14 protein-coding genes are annotated in these 19,896 nt (G+C 41.2%); 2 read left to right on the top strand and 12 right to left on the bottom strand.

Going from position 1 to position 19,896, the window contains the following annotated elements:
• Nucleotides 1-7: 7 nt before the first annotated feature.
• Entirely contained in the window at nucleotides 8-772 is a 765-nt protein-coding gene (gene chbG, locus BTA34_RS16085) for a chitin disaccharide deacetylase (RefSeq protein ID WP_151436417.1), read from the top strand.
• A gap of 134 nt (nucleotides 773-906) precedes the next feature.
• On the opposite strand, the gene BTA34_RS16080 is transcribed toward chbG, so the two are convergent.
• The 12 genes from BTA34_RS16080 to BTA34_RS16025 form a co-directional block, all read right to left on the bottom strand.
• Nucleotides 907-1,458, bottom strand: coding sequence for an Ail/Lom family outer membrane beta-barrel protein (locus BTA34_RS16080; protein ID WP_151436416.1), 552 nt, complete (start codon nucleotides 1,456-1,458; stop codon nucleotides 907-909).
• A gap of 256 nt (nucleotides 1,459-1,714) precedes the next feature.
• Entirely contained in the window at nucleotides 1,715-2,203 is a 489-nt protein-coding gene (locus BTA34_RS16075) for a hypothetical protein (RefSeq protein WP_265576119.1), read from the bottom strand.
• A 17-nt stretch (nucleotides 2,204-2,220) separates the two neighbouring features.
• The gene (locus tag BTA34_RS16070; RefSeq protein WP_151436415.1) at nucleotides 2,221-2,904 is read right to left on the bottom strand and encodes a hypothetical protein; all 684 of its coding nucleotides are present in this window, start codon (nucleotides 2,902-2,904) and stop codon (nucleotides 2,221-2,223) included.
• 26 nt (nucleotides 2,905-2,930) lie between these two features.
• Complete coding sequence (locus BTA34_RS16065) at nucleotides 2,931-4,487, bottom strand: formylglycine-generating enzyme family protein (RefSeq protein WP_265576118.1); 1,557 nt, start codon at nucleotides 4,485-4,487, stop codon at nucleotides 2,931-2,933.
• Nucleotides 4,477-5,712 carry an ABC transporter permease gene (locus BTA34_RS16060; protein WP_265576117.1) on the bottom strand — a complete coding sequence of 412 codons (1,236 nt, stop codon included), beginning with the start codon at nucleotides 5,710-5,712 and terminating at the stop codon, nucleotides 4,477-4,479. Before BTA34_RS16060 ends, BTA34_RS16065 begins: the two co-directional genes overlap by 11 nt.
• On the bottom strand, nucleotides 5,693-6,385 hold the full coding sequence (locus BTA34_RS16055) for an ABC transporter ATP-binding protein (protein ID WP_151436413.1): 693 nt from the start codon (nucleotides 6,383-6,385) through the stop codon (nucleotides 5,693-5,695). Before BTA34_RS16055 ends, BTA34_RS16060 begins: the two co-directional genes overlap by 20 nt.
• On the bottom strand, nucleotides 6,385-8,388 hold the full coding sequence (locus BTA34_RS16050) for a vWA domain-containing protein (RefSeq protein ID WP_151436412.1): 2,004 nt from the start codon (nucleotides 8,386-8,388) through the stop codon (nucleotides 6,385-6,387). The genes BTA34_RS16055 and BTA34_RS16050 overlap by 1 nt, the downstream gene beginning before the upstream one ends.
• 9 nt (nucleotides 8,389-8,397) lie before the next feature.
• On the bottom strand, nucleotides 8,398-9,414 hold the full coding sequence (locus tag BTA34_RS16045) for a hypothetical protein (protein ID WP_151436411.1): 1,017 nt from the start codon (nucleotides 9,412-9,414) through the stop codon (nucleotides 8,398-8,400).
• 3 nt (nucleotides 9,415-9,417) lie between these two features.
• Entirely contained in the window at nucleotides 9,418-12,126 is a 2,709-nt protein-coding gene (locus BTA34_RS16040; protein WP_265576116.1) for a putative virulence factor, read from the bottom strand.
• A gap of 2 nt (nucleotides 12,127-12,128) precedes the next feature.
• Entirely contained in the window at nucleotides 12,129-15,113 is a 2,985-nt protein-coding gene (locus tag BTA34_RS16035; protein ID WP_151436409.1) for a virulence factor SrfB, read from the bottom strand.
• Nucleotides 15,114-15,116: 3 nt separating this feature from the next.
• Entirely contained in the window at nucleotides 15,117-16,592 is a 1,476-nt protein-coding gene (locus tag BTA34_RS16030) for an SrfA family protein (RefSeq protein ID WP_151436408.1), read from the bottom strand.
• A 582-nt stretch (nucleotides 16,593-17,174) separates the two neighbouring features.
• Entirely contained in the window at nucleotides 17,175-18,698 is a 1,524-nt protein-coding gene (locus BTA34_RS16025) for a vWA domain-containing protein (protein ID WP_151436407.1), read from the bottom strand.
• 411 nt (nucleotides 18,699-19,109) lie between these two features.
• Between BTA34_RS16025 and BTA34_RS16020 the strand changes: the two genes are divergently transcribed.
• A complete protein-coding gene (locus BTA34_RS16020) occupies nucleotides 19,110-19,895 on the top strand; it encodes a class I SAM-dependent methyltransferase (protein ID WP_151436406.1) in 786 nt (261 codons plus the stop codon).
• The last annotated feature ends 1 nt before the right edge of the window (nucleotide 19,896 follow it).

Genomic DNA, 19,896 nt, shown 5'->3' with positions numbered 1-19,896 from the left:
AGACAGAATGGCTGGTTTACTAATTGTGAATGCGGATGACTTTGGGCTGAGTAAAGGTCAAAACTACGGTATTGCAGAGTGTTTTCGTTATGGTGTAGTTAGCTCAACAACCGCACTTGTCAATGCTGAAGGAATTAAACACGCAGCACAATTGCGTCATGAGTTGCCTGGATTAGGTGTAGGGCTTCATTTTACGTTGACGATGGGTAAACCGCTGTCTCCTTTACCTTCTTTAACTCGTGAAGGTGTACTAGGAAAATGGGTATGGCAAATGGCAGAAGAGGGCAATTTACCGCTTGATGAAATACGTGTAGAGCTTCACGCACAATATCAACGTTTTATTGAGATCTTTGGTTGTGCGCCAGACCATATTGATAGCCACCATCATGTGCATATGTTTAAACAAATTTTTCCTATTGTGGCGGAGTTTGCCAAAGAAAAATCGCTACCAATGCGCGTTGATAGACCGTTAGCGCAAAAAGAGGGCATTGATACTCAAGGCGTGATAAGTAGTGATGGTTTTGATAGTCAATTTTATGGCGATGAAATCACTCAAGCATTGTTTTTAAAGGTGCTCGATGAATCGAAAGCGCGTCATGAGCATTCTATTGAAGTGATGACACATCCTGCTTTTGTGGATAATCCACTGCGCGCAAGTGGTTATTGCTTTCAGCGCTTAACGGAGCTTGAGGTATTAACAGATACCACGTTAAAACAAGCGATTGTGGAACGAGGTTATCAGCTAGGCACTTACCAAGCTTTAATAAAATGATTTAGAAAGTCGTTTAGACAATCGGTGTCTGTGTTATTCCCTAGTGTGGGTCTTTTGCGTTATTTTGCCTCTGTTTTTATAAAGCAGAGGCATTTTTGTTTTTAAGTGTTTATTATTAAGTAATAAGAATTTAATTAAAAACGATAACCAATATTAGCCACGAAGCCATCTAAAACAATGCGATTATCGGTATCTTTAAATTTAAAACGGCTATTTTCATAACCAAGAGAAATAGAAATCATTTCTGCTGGATTAATGATTAAACCTGCGCCCCAACTAAATGCATTTTTCTTTAATTTTTTTAATTCTGAATTTTCAGATTTAAATTGAATTTGGCTCATACCTGCGGTGCCATAAACACTAATAAAATCATTTAAACGGATTGTTGGTCCAGCCATAACAGAGTAATAACGTGCATGAACATCTTTAAAGAAAGTATTAATAGATTTGTTTAAATCATATTCATTTTGCGCGTAAGTCGTTGTTGCTAAAATACCAAATTGTGAATTAATTTCTTGACGAATAGATAAAACACCACCATGAATTGGGTTTTGACCTGCCATTTTGACTTGTGCATAACCTGCTGAAAGTGTGGTTTTATCTAATTTAAAATTGTTTTGTGCATAGACAGAAGATGTCGCCAATAAACCAGTAATAAATAAAGTTGATAGTAATTTTGTTTTCATTAGTTATATCCCATAATTTAAATAATAAGAATGTATTATTAAGCAATGGAATTATAATAATGAGTCTATTTTTAATGGAATAAAAAATAGCACGTAAATTTAAATGTGGTTGTTTTATTAAAGAGGGATATTAATTATTATCAATGTTATATGAATAATATTGGGGTAATATTATTTACTATAACGACAAATAAAAAATAATAATGAAAAATAAAAGAAAAAGCTCTCTAAATAATAATAGAGAGCTTTTTTAGGTTTATTTAAGACCTAAATCGCTTTGTAGGCTAATGACCTGATTTTGTAAGTTCTCTAACTCAAGTTGTTTTTCCATCACTGATTTTGATGGATTGTTTTGTACCGCTTTCATTTGTTTATCAATTTCATTGATCTGCTTTTGAATATCATTTTGCCCTTTGGTCTTTTGGCGAATTTGATTTAACAGATTGCTCATGGATTGATTTAATGCGCGTTGGTTTGCTTGTTGAGTTTTGAGGCTCGCATTGGTTTGTTGCTTTTCTTTTTCAATGGCAGCTAAAACCGCTTTAAATTCTTTATTTAATGCTTGTTCGTTGCCTAGAATCGCTTTTTTCTGCTCAATACGGTTATCGTAAGTCCCTGAGTAGTTACAATTAAATTTTGTGATAATGCTGACATCACCCGTTGTTGGATCACAATCCGCCGGATTAGTCACACATCCACTTAAAAGTAAGGTCATCCCTACGAGGGAGAGTGGTAAAAATTTCATTATCATCCTTTTTAACGTTAACTAAGTTTTATTGCTGTACGTTGGGTATAAAGGCTATCAAGTTCTTCTTGTAAAGACGTCACTTGTTGCTTCATCCCATTAATTTGTTTATCAAGCTGTGCTGTCTTTAAGCCATCTTGACGACTTTGAGCCGCGATATCACGCCATTCACTTTCACGTTTTTTCATATCCGCTAAACGAGAACGAAGTGCTGCGATATTGGCATCAATACCTTTTAATTGTTTTTCAGCTGCGGCTTTATTGAGGCGTTGTTGTTTCATATCTTGCTCAATTTTTGCCAACGCTTTTTTATCGTCGTTGATGACGGCTCTTGCGGTATTTGAGGCACTTTGTAGGCGCTGATTCTCTTTTTTCACATCCTCTATCATGGAGTTGAGCATTTCTTCTTTCGAGGCGTAATTTTGGCGCTTGTTGTCTAAATAGGCATTTGCACCAATACCGATACCACAACCCGCAACAGCAGCAATAAGCATACATGCGCCTTTATTGCTGGAATTTGAGACTAAACAGCCTAATGCACCAATAGCGGCACCCCCCGCACAAGCCCCAATCCCCGATTTACTGAAAAACTCCATATCACTGTTATTTTTCAATCGAGGATCAGTACCGCTATTACTTTGACACCCTGATAAAGCAAGTACGGCACTAATACCAAGTACTGCCATAAGTTGTTTGTTCATACCACACCTATTATCCCAAGTCTCTGTTATTGTTTTTTGCACGCTTCAAGCCATTCATTCCGTGAAACTTTACCGTTAGCCCAATATCCTTGGAGTCCCTGCATATATGTTGAAAGGTACGTATTTAAATTTGATTTTCCTCTGGCTTCCATCAATTGGCGTACCACGTCAATTTGTGGTTTCACCAAAGAAGCATCATACGTTGTTGCCATATCCACTAATGTGTCTGCGTAATAACTCACGACAAAATCAAGGGTTTTCTTATGTTCGTTAACTTGCTCTTGACGTCGTTCGCAAGTGGCATCTTTTGCGCCCGCAGGACAATTTTTCTCATGTAATGCGATTAATCGATCATAGAATTCGCCATCATCTTTTAATTTGGTACATAGAAAAGCACCTAATTGCAATGAAGTACGGATAGCTTGATCGCGTTGCTCATCACGCAGCTGTGCATTTGCTCGTAATGTATTTTTCAATTCAGCTAACTGTTTTTTCAGCGCTTCATCTTGTACTTGAGTGGAGAGTGTATTCAGGCTATTAATGGAATTATCGCTATTGTTTTTTGAGTTATTATTTGCAGGCTTCTCATTACCTAATTGTTGCCACTCTTTTTCTATCTCTTTGATTTTGTCGCGTGAGGTTAATGCTGGCGCGACAATCGCTAAACGAAAGCCCGTGTATTTATTTTTATTTGCACCGGTATTGGTGTAATAAGGCTCTTCTTGACGCCATGAACTGCGCATATCGCTTTCTGGGGTGAGATAACTGCCCCCGCGCACAATAAAGCCACCCGCTTGTCCATGTAAGCGGTCGAGTTTATTTAATCTAAAAGGCTCAAACATCATTTCAGCGACATTCCCTAACATGTCATGTAAGCCTAGTGGATTAGGTGATAACAAACCGGTTAACTGTAATGAACCATTAGCAGATTGACTGCCCGCAGACCAAATATAGTTTTTGGTGCCTTCAGGCATTGGGAAGCGCACATCACGAAATTCTGAGGCTGAGACTTTTAAACCACCGCGCGCTGCAAATTCCCACTCAGTTTCTGTCGGTAATCGTGCAAAACCTTTTGCACCATCTTCAACAGGCAGTGCTTCGGGATGTTTACTTCTTAACCATTGGTTATATTGATCTGCAAATTGCATTGCTTCATACCAACTGATATTCACTTTTGGTAAACGTAATTTATTTGAAGCAACAGGGCACTCTTTGCCGTTAATCACGCTTTGCATGGCGTTATATTGCAAATCGGTAACGGGGTATTTTGCCATAAGATAATAACGGCCTTTCTCTTTACCTTTTAATGGAAAGCTACCCGCAATATGTTCTGCTCGTGATTGTTCTAAATAGCCCCATTCATCGCCTTCTTGCCCTAATGTCACGCTGTAGTCTTGTAATGGCTGGCTTAAGGGGATGGTTACTTGGCGAAAGACCATTGAACCTTCACAAGGGAAAGGCAAGATCACATCATCAGGCAACGCTTTTGGGTTAACGAATTTATCGTCCCATTTGGCAGCTGCGGTAAAACTGCTAGATAACAGCGCGAATGATAAAGTTAGAAGCGATAAATTAAATTTCACGTAAGCTCTCCGCAGGTTCAATCGAAACGGCACGTAATGCGCCAATACTTGCCACTACTAAAGCCACAAGTAAGGCGCTGCACATGGCAATCAATAAATCCCAAAATGTTAACTGACAGACAAAGGATTGTTCAGGTAAATGTGTGCCTAATAATGTGGTAAATAAGGTGCTACCGATACCATAAAGCCCCAGAGCTAAAATAAAGGCAACACTGGTTAATAGCAGCGCTTGCAACACAATATATAAAGAGACTGCAAATTGACGAAAACCCAACAGGCGTAGTACTGCCATGTCTTTACGTTTTCGGTCAATATTGGCAAGGAATGCGCCAATTAATGAGGCAATACAGCCTAATAGTGATACCCAAGCAATGACGGAAAAAATAACGTTAAGGACGTAGCTGATTGCTTTTACCGAATCTATTTGGCTTTTTTGTGTCATCACATCAATGTGTTGTTGTCTAAACCAATCATCGAGTGGTGCGATGGCATCTAAATTTGTTGCATACAGGCGAGCTTTGGCAAACTGGGTTCTTGGTTTCGCTTCTGTGCCTTGTGTTACGCCAAAAAGAGGCGCTTGATAACCATCTCGGTAATCTTCCATTGCCACTAAAACATCAAGAGAAACAAAAGCGGCTGCCCGTGAAAATTTGCTATCACTGATAATGGCACTGACAGTAAAGGTGCGTTTGGCGCGTTCATTGACGCCATTAAGCTTACGGCTGATAAATAAGCGCACACTATCGCCTACATTAGCCTGTAGTTTTTGTGCCGCATTGGCAGAGAGCACCAAGGTGTCTGCATTTTGAGGAATAGCAACACCCTCTAATAAAGGATCGTTTTCTGCTGTTGGGATCACTTCAGCATTATCAATAAAATGTTGCCCATCAATCACAATATCGGCTTGTGTGTTTAAGCTACGTGTTAATGGGATAACAAAACGTACCTCTTCTTTGTGTGCAATATCATTAAACCAACTTTGTGGATAATTGCCATTGCCTAACATACGTATTTCAAGGTTACGAGGATCATTGAGTAGTTGGTTGTGAAGCTGCGTCACAATGCCGTTTTTTAATCCAAACAGCAGTAACAGTGGCGCAATCACTGAGACTAAAGAGAACACAATACAGAGTGCGACTTTGCGATCATAAATTAAGTCACGCCAAGCAAGTGAACTGAGTAAACCAAGGCGATTAGGATTGGCGTTATTGTTTGATAAAGACACTACCGCCCCCCTGTAGTTGTGCATGATAGTGACTAAATTCAAAACGCTCGACTAAAGACCAATCGTGACTAACAACCAGCGCAGAGATATCGAGTTGTTTTACCATCTCTACAATCAATGCATACAGCGCTTGTGCATTATGAGGATCGAGAGCGGCCGTTGGCTCATCGGCAAGTAATAAAGCTGGCTCATGAGCGATTGCGCGAATAAACGCAGCGCGTTGACGTTCACCAATGGAGAGCTGACGAGGAAGGCGATTAAGTAAAGGGCGTAATTGCAGATGATCAATTGCGTGATCAAGCCAAGCAGAGTGCGGTGTTAACCCTAGCATCCTACGTGGTAATTGAATATTTTGCATAACAGTTAAAAAGGGAAGTAATCCGCCACTTTGCAGCATAAAACCTAATTTTTCAGCACGCAATGAGGCGAGTGGTGTTTGTTCATTACTTAACACTGCTTGCGTGATAATTAAATTATCACCGAGTTGAAAATGGGTTAATTCATCGGGACGTAAAATCAGCCCGATCATTTCCAACAAGGTGCTTTTACCGCAACCACTTAAGCCCGTTAGCGCACCGATTTCCCCTTTCTCAAGGGTCAATGAAGGAAGCGCAACACGAAAACCGTGTTGCGCATCACCACGCGTAATTGCCATGCCTTCAATCTGGATCATTAAGGCAAGTTTTCCAGTGGTACAGGATAAACGTGATCGCGAGGATCGCTTTGTGGTGCAAGGGATATCCAACGATCAACATCTTCGTTATAGCGTTGATAATATTGCAACTTCGTATTGAGTCGGCGGATAAATTTCTCTTGCTCTAGACCATCCCAGCTTTTCCATGTCTCTTCATCTAACCCTAAGACTTCACTTAAGTAAGGGAGGTTTTCGACATATTCACCGAGCAGGCCCATTTCGCCTAATTTGGTCGCTGAACCTTGCTTGATTTGATTTGGATCGTTACCCATTGTGGCGGCAATTGAGCGTAAATCCGCAAACATATTATCTGGAGAGATCAAACCTTCATTAGCGGCATTAACGATTTTTTTCATCACATCGCTTAAATCACTCAACTCACTTTTAGTCAGTAACACCTGTACTTCTGTGGTTGGAATATTTTGCTGCAATAAATCGCGGTCGCTTATCCATGCTTTAAACACAGGAGGCGCTTTTGTACCTTGTTTTTCACCTAAATAGGCTAAACGCATGGCATAGCCTAAGTCGTGTGCGTCGTTAAGTAAGGTATCTGTCTCTTTGTTTTTGCTATAAGCAGGATCGGCATTTACTGCGCTACCCACAGCCGCTTCGCCACGATAAGCCGTTTGAATTTGAGTAGTTACAGCAGTTGCTAGGCTATCGACCATCCGACCAAAGCTATTGATATCCCCTGAATTAATTGGGTAATAAAGCGATTTGTGTAAGAAAGGATTGAGCGTTAGTGCTTCATATTGTGCTTGTGCAGAAGCGTGATTTTTTGCACCTGATGGCGTTTTTAAATGCAGTGTATAAAGTGCAACACCGCGATAGGCGGCTTCTTGGCGAATTTGCTCAGCGTCGAGCTTAGTGGATGAAAGAGGATCATCACCCGTTAATGCGCCTGCATCGGTGATTAAAATAACGTAACGCGCACCAAAGCGTGTCCAATCAACATCATCAAGAGCTTGCATTACACCTGCGTAAGCATCTTCATCAAAACGACTACTTGAGACTTTAGCTTGGCGTAATTCTTTAACTTTGTTCAGAAAATCAGGGCCATCTTTTACATCATTGGGATTTACAAACATTTTGCTGTCGTATTCCAATGCAGGTACTGCTTTGATATTAGAGCGAAACGCCACTAAACCAAACTTAACCTTATCCAACATATTGTCTTTTTCGACTTGGGCGTAAACCTTTTGAATCGCTTCTTTGGTTCTATCAATGTAAGGGTCCATTGATATTGTTGAGTCGATAACAAACACTACTGCGGCAGAAAAACCTTGCATCATATTGTCAGCATCTTTGCTGTTAGGTGTTGCTGGTTTTGTACTGTTTGCAGTGGTATTCGCATTCTGTGCGTCTTTGCTGTCTTTGGTTTGTGAAGAGACAGAAGCCACATTGAGCACTCGCACTTTATAACCCGCATCAGTAAAGACTTCATCAGAGCCTAATACAGGCAGTAGATAAAAATTACTTTTCTGATCAATCATATAATCAGGCTCTTTTGCTAAAACAGCCGGATTCACTTTTTGGTTTTTGATATCTGCTAAAAAGGGCTGGTACTGTTTTTCAGGAGTAGGGCTTTCAAGTAAGCTTTCAACTGTTTGCTTATCTTTGAAAAACAGCATTGGGTTACGACCCGCAGGGTTAGTAAATGCGAGTGTTAGCTGCATTTTCCACTCTGATGTACAACTTGCATTCATCCAACCGCTAATATGACCTAAGCTATCAGGGCCAACTTGTAGCCACTCATTAGCGCCTTGCTTTTGGCGTTGATAAACATAAAAACGGCTAAATGCGGGTTGCTCTTTACCTTTTGCGCCAACAGTGTCAGCAACTTGGCAACCTGGATAAGTTAATACACGTTGATAGAGGGTCTTTTTACCCTCTTGTAATAGCGGCTTTTTCTCTTCAGCATTTGCTGTCGCTGTTAGCATTAAACCGCTGAGAATAAGAGTAAGCCAATGAGACTTTTTCATGCGACTTTCCTATTTTTTCAAAGCTTCAAGACGCGCTTTGGCGTCACTGTTTTGTGAGTCATGATTTAGAACCGCTTCGTACCAATAAATGGCGGTTTCTTTGTCTGCACTAAAGCAGCCTTGTGCTGATGCGGTTTCTGGATCGTATTCACGAGCGTAATTCAGTGCGATATCAACATCACCTGATTGGGCTTTATAAGCATATAAACGCTGAGCAACATCACATTGATTGTTCTGTTTTGCTTGTTCAATCGTTGCAAGGATAGTTTTGCTATCTGGTTGGCTCTGTATGCAATTTTGCACAAAGGCTAATGCAGTACCCGATTTCATGTTTTCAACGCTGCATACACTTGGAGTGGCGGGTTCAGGTGTTGGTTGTGGTGCCGGCTCGCCTGCAGGATTGCCTCTTAGTAAGAAGAACCATGTTAAGACACCCGCTAAAATTAAGATCAAAATAATGGCTAAAATTAAGCCAATTTTTGATTTTTTCGGCGCGGGTGGAGTTGGTCGCTGTGGCGGTTCATCTACTTTGATTGCAGGGATAATTGACTCAGGCTCTTCAGATCCAGTTTTGATAGGTTCGGGTTCTGGCTCTGGTGGTGTTTCTTCAACAATAGGTGCAGGCGGAACAGGCTGATTATCTAATGTCGCCGTTGATTTTAATGCTTCACTTTGACCTTGTGCTTGTGAGGCTAATACGCCATCACGAATACGTAATCGCCCGATATCTTGAGTTTCATTATCGTCTTTTAACGTAAATTGATACGCCATTTGTAAGTTGCTAACAAGGGGATCAACCAACGTTTTATCAAGAACGATTTGATAACCGTCATCAGCATCTTCTAGTGAAAGCTGGTGGAAAAAGGCATTACCTACCCATTCCCCTTGATCATTTAAGAAATAGCGATCTTGGTTACGCTGAATGCTTAAATAAACAGGGGAAGCGTCACCTTCCCAATTACGAATACTTAATACCGCAAAGCCAGGACGAGCAGGTTGTACGGGTTTTAATTCTGGATTAAACACGAATTATGACTCCACGACGGATGATTTCATGGTTTGAATTATTTGGCCTAATAGTGCGTTTTGTTCAGCACTGATCTCTCTTCCCGCAGAATGCCCCGCATTCTCAGTAATAATCGCTGATAAGGCGATAAGCCAATCAATCACAAATAAAAGAGTGTAGTTAACAGGGTTGGTAGGTAAGCGGACTAAACGCTCATCATCACCCCATTGCACGCTCGTGTTATCGGGTTTTTCAAAGATTTTATGACCGACATTGATTTTGCTATCTGGCTTCTCAACACCGTTATCCTTGAAATTAAACCAAGTAATAAAATCACCCAGTACATTATAAATACGAGATGATTGCTGTTCGGCTAAGTCATCACGACGGGCAATGGCTTCGGTGCCAGCAAGGGTTTTCAACATGCGTTGTTCAACACCAAGGCGATTAATTGCCGTGATAAGTTCATCGACTAACAGCACCATAATTTCTTGGTCAATGCCTAAATAGGTTAACAAGGTACTGTTATCAGGCAGGCTACGCAGATGGTTTATCCATAATGCCATCACTTTTTTAGGATAGGTCACCTCATTGCCGTGACCTTTAGGAGCTTCATCTTCTTCAGGCACTAGAGAAATTGGTGCATCGCTAAAGAGATCAAAAGTCGGTTGCTCTATAGCCGCAAAAGCAGAAACAGGGGCTTGAGTCGCTTTTTTGTTATCTGAAAGCGTATCGATAACCTCTTTTTCTTGCATATACAGGTCGTAGAGTGATTTGCGCGAAGGCAATAGGTGCTCCAGTAAAGCACCTTGTAAATAAGGGCGACTTTGCATAAAGCGTAAAATAGTGGCTGCGTTACGACGTTTGACTTGAAGCTCTTCTTCACCACCTGATTGATACCATTTTTCAAGATGATGACCGATTAAATCGCGTTGAATTTCTTGCAGTTGTTCGCTGATACGTTCAAGTTTCAGTGATTTTAAGGCGACAGTTTCAAGATAATCCGCAAGGCGCTGCATACCGCCATCGTTAAGCGACAACATAGCATCCCATGCTTGGTCTGGCTCTCGAATATAGCGTTGGACAGTTTCGTCTTCAGTAAACGTTTTTTTCATCAGATGTAGCTGTGAAACACTGTCCTCGTTTAAGACAGTCTCTTTGCCATTACTGATTTGAATAAACGGGGTAGGTACACCCGGTTTACGCACTAAGAAGGTGTTATTAAAGGCTTCGCCATTGATCCAATCTGAGGACATCCATTCATATTGGCCAAAGCGCTCTAACATAGCCATTTTGATCATGCCACCTTTACCCCATGATTGGCGTAATAACGCTTCATTCATGGTTAAAGAGTTGGTAATACGCATATCAAACATGGTCATTGCCCAAATTAAGCCAGAAGGGCGTTTAGCGCGCGTTAATGCATCTTTACCTTGCGTGTTATTGATCCATTCTGTGAGGACTGCACCGACTTCTTTCACATCTGATTGTTTATTTGATGCGGTACATACCACCAGCACATTCATCTCTTGGTTATCAGTATAACGCTCAAACAGATAGGCAACTTTACCCCGAAGAATAAGCTGTGCCAGCGGATTAGCACTGTCATCGTTGACTTGACGACGTACGTCCGCCATGGTTTCTACCCCTAAACGCCCGCGATAGCCCGGAAAATCGAGCAGTTCAACGTGTTCAAACAGGGCTTTACTTGGCGCATCTAATAACGGGACGACTAATTCGACCGTCAGCGCAGTTAATTCTGCTAACGAAAGGGTAACAGGGGCGTCAATACGATCGCCATGAACAGGGCAAATGCTGATCTGGCTATCATTGGCAGTATTGAGACGCTCTAACATATCTACGTTCATAATACTGTCTTCTTGTACTAACACGCCGTCTTGCTCTTTGACTAAAGAAGAGAGCGGAGCCAAAACAAGAGATGCATTACCTAAAGAAGCGAGTGTGCTACTAAAACGCTGATAAGCGGATGTCAGCTCTGCAATATCACCCCATAAAACAGAAAAAAGTTTAGCGCGTTGCGCAATGCTGAGATAAGGCGCTAATTCAATCGCTTTAGGCCAATAGGTTGTCGCCAGTTTTTTCTGGCTTTTTTCCGCATGGCGTTGCAGATAATCCCATAATGAAACAACATCATCATGAGTAATACCCGCAACAGGTGTTGCACTGCGTTGTGTGCTTAATGAATTGATTAAACGAGAAATTTTCTCATCATCTAACTCAAATTCAATTTTTTCCTGATTAAAGTCATACAGGTAAGCATTGGCGAGAATTTTAACAATCTCAATTTCGCTAAAAAGATGCAGCTCAACAGGAAACTCTTGCGTACCTTTTGTGGCATTGCGACTAAAGCGAGTCACTAATCCCGTGGCTTCTTTACCGCCGCCCGGTGGGTTGATATGGTCGATAAAATCAAGGGTTTTGCCTGACATGTTTGTTCTTAATCGACCTTCTTGCCCTGCGGCAAGTGCTGAAATCAGGTACGATTTTCCTGCCTGTGATAGCCCAAAAAAGCCGACAGACATTGGTCGCTGTGTCGCTAAACTGAGATTTTTTGCCATATTACGGCTACGGCGCAGACGATAGATAAGGCTATCGGCTTCGGTATTTAAACGCGGTGCATTACCTCTTACGGCAGTTATCCAATCAATGGCTTTATCTGCACCTTGATAAATGGCATCCCATTTGGCTGTTAACTGTTTTTCATCCATCATATTCATTTACCTAATACACTCCCGCTATCCAGCCAATAGGATGTTTCACCAATACCACTATCTGCTAACGTATTGAGTTTGAAGCTTAAACCGTTCTTATTAACGCCACCTTTGCCATTAATAAGTTCCATTTCTTCAATACGTAGTTTTTCAGATTTATTGTCATCATTATGGCCAGAAGCCCCTCTTTCTTCTCCAAGTTTGATATGCAATACGCTGTCTTCTTGGCTAAGTTGCTGTGCCAATTTCGGATTTTTAATGCGTAAAGTATAAAGTGGAGATGCAGGCCAACGGGCATTATCCAATTGACGGAAACCTAAGCGTATTCCGCCTCTGACTTCAAAATAGGTATCAGGATCAGGCTCAAATTTATCCTGAATATCACGGTAGTAAACGTCATTATCGGAAATCGTGTTGTTGTTATCCAACATCCCTAAATAACGTACTGTTGAGTAAGTTTTAAAGTTACCTGTCGAGAAATAGAAGTTAAGCAAACGTGCATTTTCAGCCATTAAACACAACATCGCACCAACTGCCGCAGTTGATTTTGGATCGTCAATACGACCTTTTTTGTTGAATGGATACCAACCCCCTGTTTTGTAACCGTGTAATGGCAGAATACGAGAAGGCGGTACAGGCTGTAATACTTTTAATAGCGCTTGAATACCCGGTAAACGAGAAGGGCGCCCCGTCAGTAGTAAAACATCACAGGAGTAGTAATAAAGCACTTCACACAGCGCTTTTAAACTACGCGTAATATTAATACGTTCACCCGAAATAAATTCAGCATGTAATTGCGCAAAGTTAATTTGCACCGGCACATTTAAAATGGAGAAGCTGTCGCCACCACCTAGCTCTTTATTGGTTGCGTCATCAATATAACGACGTACATGTTCTGTCGGTAGAACGTTAAGTAATTCACCAAAAGTACTGTTAATGCCTTCATGAGGAACTAAGGGATCGTAGTTTTCGTATTGGCTTAAAATCTTCAACCCAATTGGATTAAAAATTTGTAAGGTAAGTTGTTGGCGCAACACTTGTTGCCCTGCATCTAAACCTTCACTCCCAAAAAGAGAAGACATCAGCGCATCGGCATCAGAAATACCCGCATCCGTTAATGCGGTGCGTAATGCTGGCAATACGCAAATCTGGATGATATCTAATAAAATATCATCACCCGCAATTTTGAATCCTTCACGGAATAACTGTGTTGGAATAATTTTGACGTTGCTGCCTGTACCCGTATCCAATTTATAGCGTGTGATAACGAGATCGGTTGTTCCACCACCAATATCAATGGAGGCAATCTTTAACGTGCTATCACCCGTTAATGCGCGGTTATCTTCACGCACTTGGCTGGCAAAAAAGGCTTCAGTACGCTCACCAAATTTAATTTGTGTTTCGTTATAGAGATAAACTAACTGACCGCAAGTGGCTTCATCCCATTTCACATGGATGTTTGGCATCGGTATACGACATTGTTCATCTTTACCATCAAAACGCAGTTTTTCGTCTGTGGGATCCCAATTCATTGCTTTCCAAATTAGCCCTAATGCGTTTTCCATGCACGTTTCAAAAATAGCGCGCTCGGGTTTTGGCATCGCGGGTGGGATCGTTAAAATGATATTACGCAATTGACGAGGCGCACTTGCGTGACTCATTTTAAGGCGTTGAGCTGGGCTGTTCATTTGTGTTAATGCCTGTGCTAACACTTCGGTTAACATCATGGTCATTAATGAACTGCGAGTATAGTTTGGCGTAAATACTGGCATGCGATCGTCAGGCTCTAAACGGAATAACGGTTCACCGTGATCGTTTAGAAGGTATGTCATCGGAACCGCGGTCGCCAGTGGCTCTCTGTCTGTTTGACCAAAAGAGCGACTAAAGCGCCAACCTGGAGAATACGGCGAGTCATCCCATAAATAGCGTTTAGGGCTGGAAATACCCGTAGAGCCTTCAGTACCTAAGCGTTGTGCTGCCATGCGATTGGCTTCAGGGCCAACGCGACCAATAGTGGGCCACATAAAGGCATTGTTGCGACCGCTATTAACTGAAAAATCTTGTTTACCAAATTCAGCTTGTGCAAATTCAACACGGCTTTCAAATGGCTCATTATAGATTTGATAAGGGTGGCTGAGATCACGCAGAGTCATTTCATAGAGTTGCGTTAACCCTTTGTTATCATTGATGTGATCTTCAATTAAGATCCCACAAGTGCGTGAGTTACCCACATCAAGAATAAGATCAACTTCAATCGCCGGCTCTTGTGGTTTAGTTTCGTTAATTTTGATTTCAGGTAAGTGTAGTTTCTCACCTAAAATATTAAGTAAATTGAGATAATGTGCCTGATGTTGAAACTCTTTGAGCGCATCTTCAAGTTCATCATGGTACATTTTGGTGACAGCCAGCGCTCTTTCGCTAAAGACTTCCTTTAACCAACCATCAATCCACGGTGTTTCAAGGAAGTTCTCAACTTCATAACCTAAATAGGCCAGCGCAAAAGCAACACCAGAGCGAACATCTTCTTCGTTTGGTGCCAGATACGCGGTATTGGTGCGATTTGGCTCAATACGAGTATCAAATGCCACAACAACGCGGTGTGTATGCCCATCTTCATCTGGCTCTGGCAGTTGATGGAACATCATTCTTACCCAGTTATCAGGGCCTTGAGAGAATGCGCGTGGTGGATTAAAACGGAAAAATGGCACTGGCAGCCATGTGTCATTTAATAGTGTTAATGACTCTTCAAGGGAGAAACTAAATTCAGCTTCTCTTGGTGTTTGAGGCTGATTTTTAGGTGCAGGATAAAGATAGTTATCGTCTCTTTCATTATAGATGAGTCGCATTAACGGGCCGTTTTCGCCTTTTTTAACAAACTCACCGTACTCTTTGCGCTGTGGTAGCTTAAAACCGAAATCCAGAAACTGAATATTACTGTCTCGGATAAGGGTAATTTTGTCTTTATAATCGGTCAGTGGCGCTAACATGAATTAGTTATTCTCCCGCTTCATTGATAATGGGAATGGCTGACTGTTTTCATATTTCCCTTGGCAATCAGCAATATTTTGGCTTCCTGGCTGGCAAATAATATTTGGCATCAAATAGTTTGAACCATCACTACACAGAGCCTGACCTTGGTTATTAATATTTAATCCACCTTGATTAACGGCTGCGTTGACAGGCGCTTTGCAGGTCACGCCATCACTGCGTGTCATTACGACTTGTCCTTTACCATTATCTAGTTGGTAATTCAGGCTCAGTGGTTTACCTGTTTTTTGGTCTTGAATTCCCGCCCCAGCTTTCCATTGACCATTTAGGAATTGAGTGGAGCCATTCGCTAATGCATTCGCAGGAATAGTCAGTGGTGTTGTGTTATCCGCTGTTGTAGGCGGTGTGACATCGGGTGGGGCATTGGGATCAACAGGAGGGTTAGGCGTGTTGTTCTCATTCCCTGTATTTGGGTTGTTATCTGTTTTCGGTTGCTCATTTTGTGCAGCAGGATCAACCGGTGGTACATCCGGCTGTTGTGCATTTTCAGGTAATGTTCCTTCAGGTAAGGCACCTTGGTTATTGTCTGTTTGAGGATCAACTACAGGTAAGCCCGTATTAGGATCAACCACCGCACCGTTACCGTCAGTGCCATTAATCACATTTCCATTCGCATCCACAGTGCCTAATGTTCCTGTGTGAATGGTGCCTGTTGGCACACCGACGGTGTGACCGTTGGTTACCACTGTGGGAACTTTCGGCTTTTCAAGTGTCGGATCGGGTAATTTAGGCGCTTCAATATCTGGCGTTTTAATATCGACCGTAGGTAACGCTGGCGTTGAGAAACAGCCTCTTAAGAAGAAAATAGCGAGTAGCAGTAATAATAAAGGTAACAGCCACCATAAGAAACGCCACCAAGGGCGCTTAGTCTCAGTAATGATGACTTTTTCTTGTGCTGGTGGAACCACTGTTGATGTTGGTGCGATTGGCGCGACAGCTGGCTTTAAGCAAGCAACAGGGTCAACTCTCAGTTGTTGATTAGCGCTGACAAAGCCCCAAAAGGTAATAATTGGCTGCCCATCAACAATAAAAATATGGTTTTCGTCAGGAAATTGGATAGTTTTACTAAGCAGTGCGCCAAAAAGCTGACTCTCTTTATTTCCAGCCCTTTGCTGTTCTTTTTCGCTAAAGGCGATTAAGTCATCTTGATTTTGTTTCAGTAGAGTATAAGCGGCGGTGCGCTCTTCTTCTGAAGCCGCAGACCAAGGAATAACAGAGCCGTCAATTGGTGAATACCAGTCAATGCGCTCACCCGTTTCATTGGGTTGAGGGATCGCAAGACATTGAGAAATATGTGCCTTTCCTCTTAAACGCAGAGTTTCACGCAGTTGCAGGGCAGAGATATAAACAGCCTGTCCATTTTCTCCCATAGGGAGGTAATTTTCTAATTTACCACTTCGTAAGAATGCTTTATTCACGACGATCATTCCGCTAGGCAAGATTATCTATGGGTAAGTTGGCTTATCCGTAAATAGGCTTTAAGGCTAAAAATAAAGATATAAAATTAATATACATTTTATATTATCAGAAATTGGGTGTCTATCTAGCGGATTATTTCGGGTTAATTAACTGATTATTATTAAAGGTTTTTTTATTTTTCTTGAGTGAAAGAGGGAATATTAAGGTAACGATTAGGATAATTAAATAATGACGTTACAGGTTGCGCTATATTTTCTTAAATATATGGATTAAATCACCGAGATATTGAGTTTTACATTAAAAAATAATGAAATAGAAGAAAAAAAAGACAAAATATAAAAGGACAGACTATTAATGATCGTCTGGTTGTTGTGATAATAATCACAAAATAGGTTTATTCTGAATAATGAGAGAATAAGAAAAGAAAAAAATCACCTAATTAAAGAATGGTCTTAAATAGATAAGATATAGCGCTTTTCAACTTCAATATAATAATAAAATGCGCGTGATACGTGAAAAAAATTCACCCTCAATGTTAAACCAAAGAGGGTGAGTTAAATATTAGAAACAGTAATCAATCATTATTTACAGTTCTTTGGAATATAATCTTCAATTGCTTTTCGAGTCATTAAACTGACTTCATTCGCATTACGCGCGGTGAAGACTTGACCGCCAGTTGCATTCGCCACACAGTTACCTGCGCCTGTACCTAAAATATCCACCACATTAATGACGGCACGAGGATGAGCGCGTTTTAAGGTTCTGGCTGCCGCACAAGGATCTTGATCGCAAGACTCTAAACCGTCTGATAACAACACAATAATAGTGTCACGATTATTGCCTTTAATTAAATTACCTGCACGTTTAATAGATTCGGCTAATGGTGTGCCACTATCTGGCTCAATGCGCTTAATGTAACTGAGTAATTTTGATCTCTCATTACCGCCATAAGCAGGGCTGGATTTCACCACACCACAGTCAGATGCCACAACGGTGGTAATTTTCATATCTGACGGAATGTTATTAATGATTTTTATTGCTGCGTTTCTTGCTGTTGTGATCCGTCGAGGTTCGGCATCATAACCTGGGAAAAGTTGCCCAGTTGAAGCGATATAGTCTAAATCACTTTCTGTTAAACTCATGCTCAGCGCCATAGAGCCGGAAGCATCAAAGATGAGGATCACTTGAGGCGCGAGTTCCGCAGGGCGATCGGCAGGGCACATTTGCTTAATTTTGTTTGCTAAGCGGTTTTCACAAGTCGCATTTGCCGTTTTCTCTGTCACACCCGTTTTTTTCACTTCATCTTGTACACAAGCTTCTAATGGAGTGAGTTTTTTCACTGGCACAGGCTTAGGTGCTGGCTCTGGCTCAGGTACTGGAGTGGGTTCTGGTATTGGTTCAGGTTCAGGCACAGGTTCAGGCTCTGGCGCGGGTTCAGGGATTGGCTCTGGCTGCGGAACAGGCTCTGGTTGTGGCGGTATGACAACGGCTGGTTTCTCTTCAACCACAGGAGGAAATGCTTTCGGATCAAAACAGCCTTTCAGCCAAGATGCCAATAAGATCAAAAACAGTAAGAATAACAGTAGTAATAACCAACGTAGCCAGCGGTTACGTGTTTTGGCGGGTATATTGGCAAGTGCGGCACCCGCAGCCGCGGCACTTGCACCTGCGGTGACTTGTGCAATAGGGGGGGGTAATGGTGTTGTGCGTGGCCACCAGGTAATAACGGGTTGCCCATTAATAATATAGACACTTTCGCTATCAGGTAGCGTGGATGCCGTATCTAAAATATGGCGCTCTTCATCCGTAATTCTATTTTGCGATGCTAATAGCGCTGTTTGCGTTTTAATATCGTTAAGGCGTTCATCTAAAATACGTCTTATTTCTTGCTGCTCTTGCCCTTGTAACGATGTTAAAGCGACAGGATTACCAGAAACAGGCGAATACCATTCAACCACGTCATCCGACTTTTTCTCTGGCGTCGCAAATAGAGAGCGATACTTAGTCGGAAAGTGTTGAGTCAGCAATTGGAGTAATTGCTGTTGATGGGTTAAAGCAAAATCGGCGCGGGTAATATCAGCCGTTAATCGTGAGATTCGATTCATATTTTAGAGAGCCTTATGTGACGGCTATATTCGTTTAAAGAAAGCAATTTAAGATAGCAATATTATTGACTATAACGGTTTTATAAAAAAGGTGAAATTAAAGCGCTCGTTTTTTTAATATAAGACAAATTTAAATTTTATTTCTAAATTCGCTCAATTTATTTCTCTATTTTAACAGGGGAAATAATCCATTTGCTTATTTATCTTCACTCCCATTAGGATGCGCATTTATGTTAAAGATAAAGATCGCAAATTGGCAGTCCATCCTTATTGAGTACTGGTGAATATTGATATAGCACATAGAGCAGCAAGGCGTTACAAGGTATGTTACCCATACTAAAAAATAGCCAAATCATTCGCTTTTAGAGGAATTTATTCCTCTCTTTACGTTGATATAACAGCAGGTTTCTGATGACAAATAAAATAAATAATAACCAATTACTTAATGATGTAACGCGCTACTGGAATATCAGAGCTGAAAGTTATAGTGAGTCTAATCAACAGGAATTGCTGAGCGAAAAACAACAGAAATGGCGTCATCTGTTATTAGGGCATATCAAAGAAGGTGAAACCTTAAAAGTGCTTGATATTGGTACGGGGCCAGGTTTTTTTGCCATTTTATTAGCGTTATCGGGTCATGATGTCACCGCGATTGATGCAACGCAGGGTATGTTGCTAGAAGCTAAACACAATGCGCAAACACATCAGGCAAATATTCAATTTATTCGTGGTGATGTACACCAATTGCCTTTTGCCAGTGAACAATTCGATTTAGTGGTTAGTCGCAACGTGACATGGAATTTAAAGGCACCTGAACAAGCGTATTCGGAGTGGTTTCGTGTATTAAAACCGGGCGGTAGTTTGATTAATTTTGATGCTAACTGGTATTTACATCTTTTTGATGAAAATTACTGGCAAGGTTTTGTGGCCGATAGAGAGCGTTCGGCTGAAAAACAAGTTGAAGATCACTACGTCAATACAGATACCAAAGAGATGGAACGAATTGCTCGCCAATTACCGTTAAGTCAAATTAAACGCCCACAATGGGATATTAATACCTTGTTAGAAGTCGGTTTTAGTCGATATATGATAGATACTCATATTGGTGATTTTGTGTGGAACGAAGAAGAAAAAATCAATTATGGTTCAACACCCATGTTTATGATCCACGCACAAAAACAAAGAATAGATGATTAAA

The sequence above is a fragment of the Proteus sp. CD3 genome, assembly GCF_008808075.1.
GTDB classification, from domain to species: domain Bacteria; phylum Pseudomonadota; class Gammaproteobacteria; order Enterobacterales; family Enterobacteriaceae; genus Proteus; species Proteus appendicitidis.
The sequence above is the reverse complement of the archived record's forward strand: the minus strand, read 5'-3'. Positions and strand labels throughout refer to the sequence as shown.

Bases quoted from the DNA above. Each gene is read 5' to 3' on its own strand.
- BTA34_RS16035 (WP_151436409.1), bottom strand. From the start codon at position 15,113: ATGTTAGCGCCACTGACCGATTATAAAGACAAAATTACCCTTATCCGA.
- BTA34_RS16050 (WP_151436412.1), bottom strand. From the start codon at position 8,388: ATGAAAAAGTCTCATTGGCTTACTCTTATTCTCAGCGGTTTAATGCTA.
- chbG (WP_151436417.1), top strand. From the start codon at position 8: ATGGCTGGTTTACTAATTGTGAATGCGGATGACTTTGGGCTGAGTAAA.
- BTA34_RS16080 (WP_151436416.1), bottom strand. From the start codon at position 1,458: ATGAAAACAAAATTACTATCAACTTTATTTATTACTGGTTTATTGGCG.
- BTA34_RS16025 (WP_151436407.1), bottom strand. From the start codon at position 18,698: ATGAATCGAATCTCACGATTAACGGCTGATATTACCCGCGCCGATTTT.
- BTA34_RS16075 (WP_265576119.1), bottom strand. From the start codon at position 2,203: ATGAAATTTTTACCACTCTCCCTCGTAGGGATGACCTTACTTTTAAGT.
- BTA34_RS16055 (WP_151436413.1), bottom strand. From the start codon at position 6,385: ATGATCCAGATTGAAGGCATGGCAATTACGCGTGGTGATGCGCAACAC.
- BTA34_RS16070 (WP_151436415.1), bottom strand. From the start codon at position 2,904: ATGAACAAACAACTTATGGCAGTACTTGGTATTAGTGCCGTACTTGCT.
- BTA34_RS16040 (WP_265576116.1), bottom strand. From the start codon at position 12,126: ATGATGGATGAAAAACAGTTAACAGCCAAATGGGATGCCATTTATCAA.
- BTA34_RS16020 (WP_151436406.1), top strand. From the start codon at position 19,110: ATGACAAATAAAATAAATAATAACCAATTACTTAATGATGTAACGCGC.